The sequence below is a fragment of the Kangiella koreensis DSM 16069 genome, assembly GCF_000024085.1.
Classification (GTDB): domain Bacteria; phylum Pseudomonadota; class Gammaproteobacteria; order Enterobacterales; family Kangiellaceae; genus Kangiella; species Kangiella koreensis.
In genome coordinates this window covers 1,968,292-1,982,387 of record NC_013166.1, presented here as the reverse complement: position 1 = coordinate 1,982,387, position 14,096 = coordinate 1,968,292, and the positions used below count along the sequence as shown (strand labels likewise).

Annotated in this window: 11 protein-coding genes; 6 read left to right on the top strand and 5 right to left on the bottom strand. The window is 44.0% G+C overall.

The window, feature by feature from the left end; genetic code table 11:
- The first annotated feature begins 98 nt into the window (after window positions 1-98).
- The 4 genes from guaA to KKOR_RS09175 all read left to right on the top strand — a co-directional run bounded on the left by guaA (window position 99) and on the right by KKOR_RS09175 (window position 5,823).
- Window positions 99-1,676: a glutamine-hydrolyzing GMP synthase gene (guaA, locus tag KKOR_RS09190; RefSeq protein WP_015780847.1), complete on the top strand. Its 1,578-nt coding sequence runs from the start codon at window positions 99-101 to the stop codon at window positions 1,674-1,676.
- Between the two features lie 353 nt (window positions 1,677-2,029).
- A complete protein-coding gene (gene tadA, locus KKOR_RS09185; RefSeq protein ID WP_015780846.1) occupies window positions 2,030-2,509 on the top strand; it encodes a tRNA adenosine(34) deaminase TadA in 480 nt (159 codons plus the stop codon).
- Window positions 2,510-2,745: 236 nt separating this feature from the next.
- Window positions 2,746-5,307 carry a bifunctional aspartate kinase/diaminopimelate decarboxylase gene (locus KKOR_RS09180; protein ID WP_015780845.1) on the top strand — a complete coding sequence of 854 codons (2,562 nt, stop codon included), beginning with the start codon at window positions 2,746-2,748 and terminating at the stop codon, window positions 5,305-5,307.
- Window positions 5,308-5,397: 90 nt separating this feature from the next.
- Window positions 5,398-5,823, top strand: coding sequence for a phospholipase D-like domain-containing protein (locus KKOR_RS09175; RefSeq protein WP_015780844.1), 426 nt, complete (start codon window positions 5,398-5,400; stop codon window positions 5,821-5,823).
- 81 nt (window positions 5,824-5,904) lie between these two features.
- Here the strand turns inward: KKOR_RS09175 and KKOR_RS09170 are convergent, their stop codons facing one another.
- From KKOR_RS09170 to KKOR_RS09150, 5 genes are all read right to left on the bottom strand, one after another.
- A complete protein-coding gene (locus KKOR_RS09170; protein WP_015780843.1) occupies window positions 5,905-6,261 on the bottom strand; it encodes a hypothetical protein in 357 nt (118 codons plus the stop codon).
- Complete coding sequence (locus KKOR_RS09165; protein WP_015780842.1) at window positions 6,258-9,029, bottom strand: valine--tRNA ligase; 2,772 nt, start codon at window positions 9,027-9,029, stop codon at window positions 6,258-6,260. Before KKOR_RS09165 ends, KKOR_RS09170 begins: the two co-directional genes overlap by 4 nt.
- 129 nt (window positions 9,030-9,158) lie before the next feature.
- Window positions 9,159-9,698, bottom strand: a complete 540-nt coding sequence (locus tag KKOR_RS09160) for a class I SAM-dependent methyltransferase (protein WP_015780841.1) — start codon at window positions 9,696-9,698, stop codon at window positions 9,159-9,161.
- 71 nt (window positions 9,699-9,769) lie between these two features.
- A complete protein-coding gene (locus tag KKOR_RS09155) occupies window positions 9,770-10,198 on the bottom strand; it encodes a DNA polymerase III subunit chi (protein WP_015780840.1) in 429 nt (142 codons plus the stop codon).
- Between the two features lie 3 nt (window positions 10,199-10,201).
- Window positions 10,202-11,692, bottom strand: coding sequence for a leucyl aminopeptidase (locus KKOR_RS09150; protein ID WP_015780839.1), 1,491 nt, complete (start codon window positions 11,690-11,692; stop codon window positions 10,202-10,204).
- 137 nt (window positions 11,693-11,829) lie between these two features.
- Here KKOR_RS09150 and lptF point away from each other — a divergent pair, with 137 nt between their 5' ends.
- Entirely contained in the window at window positions 11,830-12,942 is a 1,113-nt protein-coding gene (gene lptF, locus KKOR_RS09145; RefSeq protein WP_015780838.1) for an LPS export ABC transporter permease LptF, read from the top strand.
- Window positions 12,943-14,007, top strand: a complete 1,065-nt coding sequence (gene lptG, locus KKOR_RS09140) for an LPS export ABC transporter permease LptG (RefSeq protein WP_015780837.1) — start codon at window positions 12,943-12,945, stop codon at window positions 14,005-14,007. It begins immediately after the preceding gene.
- Window positions 14,008-14,096 lie beyond the last annotated feature (89 nt).

Sequence of the window (14,096 nt, the reverse complement as noted above, 5' to 3'; positions counted from 1 at the left end):
AGAGATGGATAGATTTAAAGCCGCAGAATCAGTCTGCGGCTTTTTGATTTTTTTATTAAAGTGTTTCTTTATACCTAACTTGATTAAAGGTAATGACAATGCAAGCAAATATTCATGAACATCGAATTCTTATTTTGGATTTTGGTTCGCAATATACTCAGCTAATTGCCCGCCGTGTGCGCGAGATTGGTGTCTATTGTGAGTTAGTACCATTCGATGTTGAAGAGGAGTTCATTCGTGAGTTTAATCCTAAAGGAATTATCTTATCAGGCGGCCCAGAGTCAGTAGCTGCTGAAAATACGCCTCGCGCACCGCAGTGTGTATTTGAACAAGGTGTTCCTGTATTAGGTATTTGCTACGGCATGCAAACTATGGCGCATCAGTTTGGTGGCCGCGTCGGTGGCTCGGAGAAACGCGAATTTGGCTACGCTGAAGTGTTTACTCAAACCCATAGTGCTTTGTTTGAAGGAATAGAAGATCGCTTCAACAAAGAAGGCCATCCCGTACTTGATGTTTGGATGAGTCATGGCGATAAAGTTCTTTCAGTACCAGAGGATTTTGTGGTCATCGCATCTAGTGACAATGCGCCTATTGCGGCCATTGCGCATAAAGAAAAACCTTTCTATGGCATTCAATTCCACGCCGAAGTAACCCACACCAAACAAGGTGGTCGTATACTTGAGCGTTTTGTTGATGATATTTGTAATTGTGAAAAATTATGGACGGCTGAAAACATTATTGACGACGCTATTGAGCAAATTAAAGAGCAGGTCGGTGATGATGAAGTTGTGTTAGGTTTATCCGGTGGTGTTGACTCATCTGTAACTGCGATGTTGTTGCACCGTGCCATCGGCAAACAGTTAACCTGTGTGTTTGTCGATAATGGCCTGTTGCGTCTAAATGAAGCCGATCAAGTTATGGCCATGTTTGGTGATAACTTTGGTTTGAACATTATTCGCATTGATGCAGAAGATCGCTTCTTAGATGAGTTAAAAGGTACTGATGAACCTGAAGCAAAACGCAAAATCATTGGTAAAGTGTTTATTGATATTTTCGATGAAGAATCTAAAAAATTAACTAATGCACAATGGTTAGCACAAGGTACTATCTATCCAGATGTGATTGAATCAGCGGGTGCTAAAACTGGCAAGGCGCATGTCATTAAGTCACACCACAACGTTGGTGGTCTACCTGAAAAAATGAATTTAAAGCTGGTTGAGCCATTACGCGAACTGTTTAAAGATGAAGTTCGTAAAATTGGTTTAGAACTAGGTCTGCCATACGACATGCTCTATCGCCATCCATTCCCAGGTCCAGGCTTAGGTGTACGAATTCTTGGAGAAGTGAAAAAAGAATACGCCGATCTACTTCGTCGTGCTGATGCTATCTTCATAGAAGAGCTGTACAAACATGACCTCTACAACAAAACCAGCCAGGCATTTACCGTGTTCCTGCCTGTGCGTTCGGTAGGCGTTATGGGCGACGGCAGAAAATACGATTATGTGGTAGCGCTTCGTGCAGTAGAAACGATAGATTTCATGACAGCACGTTGGGCACACTTGCCGTATGAGTTCCTGGAGCATGTGTCCGGTCGAATTATTAATGAGGTGGATGGGATATCGCGAGTTACTTATGATATTTCGAGTAAACCCCCAGCTACCATCGAATGGGAGTAGACTTGTCTTTTTGCGATTCTACTTTGTTAAAAACAGATTGTAGTGCTCAGGGACTAGGTGTCCATTCCGCGCTACAATCTGTTTTTGCCGCGTAGAGATCGCAAAAATCCTGCGTCTACAGGTTGAGCGGAATAAATAAGCCTTTTTCTTCTTCTGCTGTGTTGTAAGTTTGCTCAATCGGTCATGGAATATATGTCCACTCCCTCTTTGCGTGAACTTACGCCTTGCAGTAGTAGAAAAATCCAATATTTCTTCTCGCTAATTTATAAAGGTTTTTGTGTAGGCATTGCGGGTGCGCCATAACGCACCGCTCTTAGCGACATTTAACCATCAAAAGTACTGCATTATCATTTATGACTGACTTTACTGATTTTGACCAACACTGTATGCAACGAGCTTTTGATTTGGCGTCTATCGCTGAAGAGAAGGGCGAAGTGCCTGTGGGTGCTGTGCTAGCAAAAGATGGTGAGATAAAAACGGAAGGCTTTAATCAACCCATTTTTAACCATGATCCTACGGCTCATGCTGAAATGGTTGTCTTGCGAGCTGCTGGGCAAAAACTCGATAATTATCGTCTAGTGGATACCACGCTATATGTGACTCTTGAGCCCTGCGCAATGTGCGCGATGGCAATGGTTCATGCAAGAGTGTCGCGGGTGGTTTTTGCTACAACTGATCCACGTACGGGTGCTGCTGGTTCTGTACTGAATATTTTGCAGAATCCAAGCTTTAATCACCAATGTGTTGTTGAATCTGGATTATTGCAGGAAGATTGCAGTGAGCAATTAAAGCGTTTCTTCCGTAACAAAAGAGCGGGCAAGGATAATAAATAACCAGTTATTATTTGACTTATCCGCTAAATCACTTATATTCCGCATTATGAATATGACTTTTTCTTTCAAGAAACATACCAAGAAGGCACTTAAAAAACGTGTCCTTTATGATTGTGGGTGAAAGAAAAGTTAAATTGTTTTCTATTCCAAAGCCCGCACAGGACATCCTCTGCGGGTTTTTTTATGGCTCATGATTTTATTTAACACAATTCGCATAACAGACTTGGAGATTAGCGATGACAACAACTAGCACAGTGCACGTTTTGAAATTTGGTGGTACCAGCGTCTCATCACGCAGTAATTGGGACACCATTGCCAAGATTGTCAAACGTAAACGTGCTAAAGGCATCAAGGTGTTTATTGTTCATTCGGCAATAAGCACTGTCTCTAATCGTCTCGAACAATTGATCGCCCAAGCTATTGGTGGTGACTATGTTGAGGGTTACCAGGCGATCGTAACACTCCATAATCAGCTCATTGACTCCTTAGGGGTAGCTGAGAATCTGCTTGAAGAAGAGTATCTGTATTTAAAGAGGCTGTTAGATGGGATCAATTTACTGGGCGAGGTGAGTGATCGCACTCGCGCCCTGATTATGGCTCAGGGTGAGCTTTGGGCAACTAAAATTGGGGCTGATTACCTATCGGAAGTGCTTGATGATAAACCATTGTGGTTGGACGCTCGGAATTATTTATACGCTAACCCACACAGCCAGAATGATTATCTGTCCGCGGGTTGTGTTTGCGATCTTGATCAAGACTTAATTAGCGCAACTCAAGCTGCGCCAGTGGTCATTACACAAGGTTTTATTGCCAGCAATGATGAGCAGGATACAGTGCTACTTGGGCGTGGTGGTTCTGATACCTCTGCAGCTTATTTTGCAGCCAAGTTGGCTGCTTCAAGGCTTGAAATCTGGACAGATGTGCCGGGTATTTTTACGGCAAACCCAAACCATGTACCTAATGCCCGCTTGCTGAATCATCTTAATTATGATGAAGCACAGGAGATGGCATCGGCTGGAGCCAAGGTCTTGCATCCCAGAGCAATACGTCCGGCGCAATTATCGGATATCCCCATTTTTATTCGATCGACCATTGACTCCGAGTTGGCTGGAACTCAGATCCATCATTTTGACAACCGTTGGGGCATGGTTAAAGCAATTACAGCTAAGAATGGTATCACCTTAATATCCATGGAAAGCCAGGGCATGTGGCAGCAGGCGGGTTTTTTGGCTGACTTATTTGCTATCTTTAAAAAGCATCAGGTGTCAGTGGATTTAGTGTCGACGTCTGAGACTAACGTGACTATTAGTTTGGACAGTTTGACTCAGGTGGTCAGTGAGCGAAGACTTAAAAATCTGGTTGAAGAACTGGCGACCATCTGTCGAGTCAATGTAATGAAAAACTGTTCAGCAGTTTCTATTGTTGGTCAGAACGTGCGAGCTATACTGCATAAAATTGCCCCCGCCTTTGCGATCTTTGAAACCTACAAAGTGTATCTGTTATCGCAGGCTGCATCGGATCTGAATCTAACCTTTGTTATCGACGATGAGCATTGCGATAAGGTTATCGCGGCTCTGCATGAGTTACTCATCAGCAATAACCCAAACAGTGAAATTCTTGGACCGACTGCTAAAGAACTTAAAAAGCCAGCTACAGAAGTTGTTGTAGAAAAATGGTGGCAGCAGCGACGCGGTGAAATCGAGCAGTGTCTTGAATCACGAGAAAATGCGTATATCTATAATCTAGCCGCTGTGGCAGAGAATATTAAAAATTTACAAAGCATCAGTGCAGTCGATCAAATTTTCTTTGCGGTAAAAGCAAATAATCACCCACAAGTGTTAACCACCGCTTATGAGCAAGGTATTGGCTTTGAAACTGTATCGATCTTTGAGGTGGAGCGAATTAAAGAATTGTTCCCAGCTATTGATACTAACCGAATATTTTTTACGCCTAACTTTGCCAGCCATAACGAATATCAAAAGGCACTGGATTATGGAGTCATGCTGTCACTTGATAGTAGTTATCCCTTGAAATACTGGGCGAAGACTTTTGCTAATAAGACTATTTTCCTTCGTATTGATCCTAATGTTGGCAAAGGTCACCATGAGAATGTTCGGACAGCCGGGGCTACTTCGAAGTTTGGTATTCCCATTCAGGAGTTAGAAGAATTGCTGCCCATTATTAAAGAGCATAATATTAAAGTGCTCGGCTTGCATGCTCATGCCGGAAGTGGGATTTTAACGAATGAACATTGGGCTGAGCACGCTCGTCTTCTGGCAAGTGTTGCGAAGCAGTTCCCTGATGTGAAATATCTCAACCTGGGAGGCGGTTTCGGGATTAAAGAGCGAGCACAACAAACAGAGCTAACGATGGAGCAAATTAACCAAAGCCTGTTAGAAGTAAAAGCACAATATCCTGACCATCAATTATGGATCGAGCCTGGGCGTTATATCGTGGCCAATACAGGGGTTCTTGTCTCTAAAGTCACGCAGGTCAAACAAAAACAGAATTATTACTACGTAGGTATTAATACTGGTATGAATTCACTGATGCGGCCTGCACTTTATGGTTCTTACCATAACATTGTAAATTTAAGCAGGATGACTGAAAGTAAAAACCATTTAGCAACAGTTGTTGGGCCGATTTGCGAAAGTACCGATAAGCTAGGTATTGAAATTCCTTTCCCTGACACCTTTGAAGGTGATCTGATACTGATTGAAAATGCAGGTGCTTATGGACATGTAATGTCGACCCATTACAATATGCGAGCACCTGCCGAGGAGGTGTGTTTACCATGATTAATCAGGTGTTAGATCTTGATGAGATCGACTTTAAAAATTCTTGCTGAGTAGTATGATGAGAGTATGTCATGAGATATGGAGGTGTTTATGGCTCACTCTCAAATGGGTGTTTGGATAGATCATAGAGAAGCTGTGCTGGTTGGCGTTAGTGAAAAAGGAATCAGCACACGTTTTTTTCAGTCGGGTGTGGAAGAGCATATTGACGAAAAACGTGGTTCCCGCTCTGCAACACCTTATGGGCCACAGGGCGTTTTTGCTGAAGATAAAGCTGACAGGCGTGACCAGCAAATACTCAATCAGTTTTACTCCGAAGTGGCTTCTGGAATTAGTAATGCTGAAAGCTTGTATATTTTTGGGCCAGCAGAAGCAAAGAAAGAGTTTGCTAAATACCTCGAAAGTCACCAGAACAACAGTAAGCTAAAAGTTGAAATTGAAGCGGCCGATAAAATGACAGAAACACAAATTATCGAAACCGTTAAAAAACATTTCAAGTATCGCCCGAGTTTATTCTGACAGTTTATGTCTCAATACTCATGAAAAAGGCGCTATTTATAAGCGCCTTTTATGTTTCGTAGTTGTTTAATGTGAGCACCACTAATGTATGAAATACTCCATCTCAACTGTGGAGTTATCCTCCAGGCCCGTCCACATTAAGCAATAGGTTTCGTCTATTTCGACGATAAAGGTTTTCTCAATTAACTGTGTTTCATGCTCTTCTACCGGGTAGGTGACTTCTTCACCCTGATGAAAATGAAAGTTAAATTGAATAGGTTTATTACTTTTAACCTTGTAAGTTAATTGCTGTCCTACTTTAAGTTCTGGGCAGGCTTCGCCGATTTGAGCTTTGCCCACTTGAAAATACCCAAAATGTTTTTGTGGTTCATTAGTAGCCAAAGCTGTTGTACTAATTAGGGCGAAGACAGTAAGAAGAGAAAAAGTTAGTGATTTCATAATGACTCCAGTTGTTTCATTTGTTCAGCGACTTTGCTCAAGGTTGATTCTATGTCCTCAAGCTTTTCCTTCTCTTTGTTGACTACTGCTTCAGGTGCTTTGTCGGTAAAGTTTTTGTTAGACAGTTTGCCACTGATACGTTGCTGCTCTTTCCCAAGTTTTTCTTTCTCTTTATTGAGGCGAGCCATTTCCTGCTCAACATCAATCAAACCAGCCATTGGAATCAATATTTCCATTTTTCCGGCTAGAGCAGTGGCTGACATTGGCGCTTCCTGGCCCGCTTGGAGCCATTCAATTGACTCTAGTTTTGCCAGTTTGCTTAGGAAGTTCTGATAGCTTTCTAAGCGTGTTTTGTCTTGTTCTGAACCATTGCGGAATAAAACTGTAAGTGGCTTACCTGGTGCAATATTCATTTCACCACGAATGTTACGCACGCCAACAATAATCTTTTTTAACCATTCGATATCTTGATCAGACTGTTCATCAACCAAGTTGGTCTGAACTTCAGGGAATGGTTGCAACATTATACTAGTCTGTTCTTTGGTATTGATACCTGTCAATGGTGCGACGCGCTGCCAGATTTCTTCAGTGATAAATGGCATGAAAGGATGCAGCAAGCGCATCAGGCTTTCGAGCACTGAAACTAAAGTATGGCGGGTGCCACGCTTTTCAGCTTCACTGTATTCATCGCCATAAAGGATTGGCTTTGATAACTCTAAGTACCAGTCACAATAAGTATTCCAGGTGAATTCATAAAGCGCGTTAGAGGCCAGGTCGAAACGATAATTAACAATAGCTTTTTCATATTCGGTAATGGTCTTTTGGAGTTCGCTTTGAATCCAACGGTCTGCAACGCTTAAAGTTATCTCGCCACCATTAACGCCAGTATCCTGCTCCTCAGTGTTCATCAGAACATAGCGGGCAGCATTCCAGATCTTGTTACAGAAGTTACGGTAACCCTCTACACGATTAAGATCAAAGTTGATATCGCGTGAAGTGGAGGCCATGGCGCAGAAAGTAAAACGCATCGCGTCTGTGCCATAAGGAGCAATGCCTTCTGGAAATTGTTTGCGGGTACGTTTGGAAACTTTCTCGGCATCTTTAGGGTTCATCATGCCGGTAGTGCGCTTTGCCACCAATGAATCGATATCAATGCCATCAATGATATCGATAGGGTCGAGTACATTGCCTTTAGATTTTGACATCTTCTGGCCGTGTTCATCACGGATCAGGCCAGTGATATAGATTTCTTTGAAAGGCACTTCGCCAGTAAACTTCAAGCCCATCATAATCATGCGGGCAACCCAGAAGAAAATAATGTCGAAACCGGTTACCAGAACACTGGTCGGCAGGAAGGTTTTAAGCTCTGGAGTCTCCTGTGGCCAACCTAATGTAGCGAATGGCCAAAGGGCAGAGGAGAACCAGGTATCAAGCACGTCTTCGTCGCGACGTAATTCGATATCACCAAGGTTATGTTTCTGACGAACTTCTTCTTCGCTGCGTCCGACGTAAACATTATCGTCTTTGTCATACCAGGCCGGGATTTGATGTCCCCACCAAAGCTGGCGACTGATACACCAGTCCTGAATGTTTTCCATCCAGTGGTAATAAGTGTTAGACCAGTTATCCGGAACGAATTTGATATCGCCATCTTTAACCGCTTTTAGAGCAGGTTCAGCCAGTGGTGCAATTTTGACGTACCATTGATCCGTTAGATAAGGTTCAATGACAACACCGCTTCGGTCGCCACGTGGCACTTTTAATTTATGAGGCTCGATTTTTTCCAGTAAGCCTAGTTGCTCAAAATCTTCAACGATTTTCTTACGCGCTTCATAGCGATCCATGCCGCGATAAGCTTCTGGTGCGGCATCACTAATGTGAGCGGTTGGTGTAAGAATATTGATCATTTCTAGATTATGGCGTTGACCCATCTCATAATCATTAAAGTCATGAGCCGGCGTGATTTTTACACAGCCAGAACCAAAATCTTTTTCAACATAATCATCGGCAATGATTGGTATTTCCCGATCGGTCAAAGGCAGTTTAATCGTTTTGCCAATCAAATGTTGATAGCGCTCATCTTCCGGATGAACCGCAACAGCGGTATCACCTAACATGGTTTCTGGGCGGGTGGTCGCAACCACTAAATGACCGGAACCATCAGACAGTGGGTACTTGAGGTGCCACAAGTGACCATCTTCTTCGTGGGACTCTACTTCCAGATCGGATACTGCGGTGAGCAGTTTAGGATCCCAGTTGACCAGACGTTGGCCGCGGTAAATTAAACCTTCTTCGTGCAGACGAACAAAAACCTCTAAAACGGCATTGGAAAGGTCGTCATCCATAGTGAATGCTTCGCGTGACCAATCGCAGGAGTCGCCCAAGCGACGCATTTGGCGGGAAATGGTACCACCAGATTCTTCTTTCCATTCCCAGACTTTGTCGATAAAAGCTTCTCGACCTAAGTCATGACGGCTTTTACCTTCCTTATCCAGTAAGCGTTCGACCACCATCTGAGTCGCAATACCTGCATGGTCAGAACCAGGCTGCCACAAGGTATTGTCGCCTTTCATGCGGTGATAGCGAGTCAGCGCATCCATAATCGTATGCTGGAAAGCATGACCCATGTGCAAACTACCCGTGACATTGGGCGGTGGGATCATTATGCAGTAGCTATCGTCACCACCTTTCGGGGAAAAGTAATCGCTTTCTTCCCAAGTTTTGTACAAGTTTTGTTCGATCGATTTCGGGTCGTATGCTTTTTCCATGATATTGGTCTTAGCCGGTTGAACGTAATTCGAAGTGAAGCCCTGAATTATAGCGTCTGTAGCTTAGATATCTAGGATTTGTTGAACTTTCGGAGGGTTTTTATGACAACAAATCCTGGAATTGAGGTGTTATTTTGCCGGTTTGGCGATATAGACGAATGAGGGCGGGATATTGAGTGCAGTCCACTTGGACTTCGTCTCTGGGAAATACTCTCTGATCAGTTTCCTATCTTTGGGCAGGTACTGATATTGCACAAACAATCCATTCGGCGACAGCACTTGATGAATCTGCTGCAATAGGTCGCGCTTCATTTTTTCATCGAACAAAGCAATTGGCAGACAGGAAAGCACAAAATCGACGCTGTCTGCGGCAAAGTCATTGGTTAGCTCAAGGGCGGAATGATTGTTGATGCTAAAGCCAGGATGTTGAATTCCCTGGAGTAGAGGGAGTAATTGGTCTGATAGTTCGTAGGCAGTCAGCTGAGCATCAGGATTCATGGTAGCTAATAAATGGCGAGTAATAACACCGTCACCTGCACCTAACTCAATCAGGGTTTTAGCTGTGGGTGGAATACTTTTGGCAATTTTTTTAGCCAGAAAGCGGGAGCTCGGCGCAATGCTTCCTGTACTTTTCAAATTTTTCAGGGCGTATCGGGTAAACCCGTTCATATCAATAATCTCGTTTAAATTATTAGAGTTATTATTTAATTCAGTGACCTATTAAGTCGAACAGTGAATCACTAATGTTTTTTATGCTGCAAAGGATAGCCGTGGCCGCGATAGTATTTGTAACGCTCTCTAGCGCTTTCTTTATGCTCGTCTTCGTTCGGGACTATTTCGTAGCACTTCAGAAAATAACTGAAAAATGGCTGCACGTCACGCGAAAGATTGATCAGACAGTCATGTTGTTCCTCGGGAGGCTGGTTAAAACCTATCTGAACCGGCGGTGCTTTTGCAGGACCTTCGCCTACCATGTTATGAGGAATAAACTCATTTAGATCCAATGCCCATAAATATTCGTCAACGGCATGCGCCTGCTTTTCATCATGAGCATGGATATAAACTTTTCGGCCTTGTTTATAAAGGCTTTTGACACATTGGCCAACCAAACGAAGATAAGCTTCTTCGCCTGGTTGGCTTTCAAGTATATGAAACTCGACCTGGGTCATTGTTTATTTACTACGATTTAGAACGATTTGGGATAGTAGTGGTACAGGACGACCTGTAGCGCCTTTTTTCGCACCGCTATTCCAGGCAGTACCAGCGATATCCAAATGCGCCCAGCGATATTTCTTGGTGAATTTAGCTAAGAAACAGGCCGCAGTAATCGAACCTGCTGCACGACCACCAAGGTTGGTAAAGTCTGCTACGGGACTCTTAAGTTGCTGATGATATTCTTCCCAAATCGGTAAACGCCATACTCGATCATTGGTCACTTCACTGGCCGATTCAATTTCATTGGCCAGGCCATTGTGATTACTCATCATGCCAGACGCCTCATGACCAAGAGCAATAATCACTGCGCCAGTAAGAGTTGCAATGTCGATCACAATGTCAGGGTCATAACGCTCGATATAGGTTAGCGCATCACATAAAACCAGACGACCTTCTGCATCAGTATTTAAGATTTCGATAGTCTGACCAGACAAGGATGTCACTACGTCGCCAGGACGAGTCGCGCGACCACTAGGCATGTTTTCTGCAGCAGCTACTACGCCCACTACATTCACTGGAAGGTTCATTTCGGCGATAGCTTGCATCACACCAAATACAGAAGCGGCTCCGCCCATATCAAACTTCATTTCATCCATAGATGCCGATGGCTTGATTGAAATACCGCCTGTATCAAAGGTAATACCTTTACCGACAAAAACCACCGGCTTTTCATCTTTACCGCCAGCCATATATTCCATACAAATCAGCTTGCCAGGTTGGTCTGAGCCTTGTGAAACCGATACGAAAGCGCCTGCACCCATGTCTTCCAATTCAGACTCATCCAATATAGTGGTTTTCATCGCACTATAGTGCTTAGCTAAATCTTCAGCACGCTTTGCAAGATAGCTTGGGTTACAAATATTGCCGGGCAGGTTGGCGAGGTCTTTGGTTAGTGACTGACCAATACTAATCGCTTGTGCGTGTAAAATCGCTTTTTCGCCTTCAGGCAGGTCAGCGCGAGACTCAACAAATAGAGTAATTTTACGAAGAGGGCGACGCGTTTCGGACTTCTTGCTTTTCAGCTCTTCAAATTGGTACAGGCTGTCGTTAGCTGCTTCGACAGCAAAACGAACTTTCCAATATAAATCCTGACCTTTAACATTTAATAATGGTAGGCAGCTAATGGCATCTGTGGTGCCAGTCTCGTGCAAAAACTTGATGGTTTTGCTGGAGAGTTTTTTGTATTGAGAACCATCGAATTCGCGCTCTTTGCCACAACCAACGAGTAAAACACGCTCACAACTGGTGTGAGGGACGTTGTGCAGTAAAAGGGTTTGGCCAAATTTTCCTTCCATGTCGCCACGACGAACGATGGCACTGATATAGCCGTCACTGATTTCGTCAATGTGCTGCGCTTGAGCGGATAATTTGCGTGATTCAAACACGCCAACAATAAGACAACCGGTTTTTTGTTTTTCTGGGCTGCCACTTTTTACAAAGAATTCCATAGATCACCTGCAAATCGTTGATTTTGGTTTATAATGCGCCATAGTTTAACCGATATGAGAATTAATACCAGCACGGCATCTTGCTGTTTGGCAGGGTATTAAAGTTCCAGCATCGCCAGTAAAACCAAGGATTCCCTTTGATTTTAAGTCGTTATTTAAATCGCGAAGTGTTAACCAGCACCACCGCCATTCTGGGGGTGCTCTTCGCCATTTTTATGAGTCAGCGCATCGTGAAATATCTGGCGCAGGCAGCGGCTGGTGATATTTCTGGCTCAATGGTCTGGCAAATGGTTGGTCTATATAGTCCGATCTTGATCGGTTTCCTGTTACCACTGGCTTTTTTCCTCGGTTGCTTACTGGCGTTCAGCCGCTTATATGTCGACAGCGAAATGGCAGTGTTACGTTCGGTTGGTGTTAGCGAACGTTTTTTAATCAGGATGCTTGCGCCAGCTGCTCTTTTTATTGCCGTCGTTGGGGGCGCCGTCACTCTATGGCTATCGCCTCAAGCCAATGAGCTGACCTACCAAATTCGTGATGAGCACGCCAGCAAGTTAGAACTCAGTATGTTGACACCAGGCCACTTTCAGATGTTCCAGCAAGGTCAAGGGGTGGTATATGCCGATTCTTCGGAGCGCTCAACCAAGTTAGGTAACTTTTTTCTGGCTGAAATGCCAAGTGAAATGAATCCCAATACACGTATTATCTCAGCGCAAAGCGCCGAGCGTTTTTATGATGAGTCACTCGATAAAAACTTCCTGCAGCTGAATGATGGGCATGTGTATGAGCTTGATGGCAATCAGCAAGTAAGCAAGGTAACCCGCTTCGAGCGCTATTTTGCCCGTCTTGATGCTGAGCGCAGTATTGTTTCTCGTCGTAAAATCAGTGCAACTTCCACTCCGGAGCTATTAGCCAGTGGTGATGGCGCCAGTTGGGCTGAGTTTCATTGGCGTTTGGCCGTTCCCATCTCAGTACCATTATTTATGTTTCTGGCTATTCCGCTAAGCCGTGTGCGCCCAAGAGAGGGCAAGTTCGCCAAAATGCTTCCCGCACTAATGGTATACATTGGTTATATCGTGCTGATTGTTGTTTTCCGACGCGCACTTGAATCCGAACAAATTCCTGGCTGGCTCGGCTTTATCCCCATTTATTTGGTGATGGCATTTTTAGCGGCAAGGTTGCTCTATCTGCATGGCAGGTCTAATTCTCCCAAAGCCAAAAACCAGGAAACCAATGATGAGGTGGCGAAATAAATGAATATTCTTCGCTTTTATATTGGTAAAACCATATTAGCCACCTCAGTGATGACCTTGTTCACCTTGGCGATCATTCGTGTATTGTTTTCATTGATTGATGAGAGCGGCGATTTCGGTAAAGGCAGTTATCAATTTGTCGATGGGTTAGCGTATTCGTTATTACTTTCGCCCCAGTATATTTATGAGTTTTTCCCGATGGCGATTTTGATTGGCTCAATCGCTGGCCTCGGCTTACTGGCTTCTCATAGTGAGTTGACGGTTATGCGTGCCGCAGGCAAGACGACCATGCAAATCGTTGGCTCTGCTTTGAGTTATGGTTTGATCCTAATCGCTTTTGCAATTTTTCTCGGTGAATACGTCGCACCAAAAACCACCCGTATGGCGGAAGACATTCGAAATCGTGCCATTTTAGGTGAGCAGTTGCTTAAAGCCGAGCAAGGGGTTTGGGTTAAAGACGGGAGCAAAATGGTTCATATCGATGAAATGCTGGGAAGTGATCGGATGGATGGTGTGTCAATATATCAATTCGATTCTCAACAAAAGCTTGAGTCGATTATCCATGCTCCAAGCGCACTGATTTCGGAAGGTGTGTGGCGACTACAAAATGGTTACCAGTCCTACCTGACTGACACTGGCATCAATCGAGAACGCTTCGATGCTATGGAGTGGCGCACCAATATTCAGATGGATAACTTATCGGTTTTAAGCGATGACCCGGAAACTCTGGATATTATGAGTTTATATCGTTACCGTGAATATCTGGCCAACAATGGTCTGGATACCCAGAGTTATGATCTGGCTTTTTGGCGCAAAATTATTCAACCGTTGAGCACTGCTATTATGATTGTGCTGGCCGCTTCGTTTGTGTTTGGACCGATGCGCAGTGTTTCTATGGGCGCCAGAGTTTTAGTTGGCGTGCTAACCGGAATGGCTTACTTTTTTGCAGTGAGAACCTTTGGTCCAGTTAGCTTGGTATTCGGTATGCCCGCCTTTTTTGGGGCTATTTTGCCACCGGCGATATTTGCGGCTGGTGCCTGGTATCTGCTTCGAAAGGCAGGCTAGCTCTGAATTTTTCCTTCCTCCTCAACTCTATACAAAGAGTTTTTATCGTTATTGTGCTGAAGATCGGTTAAAGTAACTGCAAAGGTCAC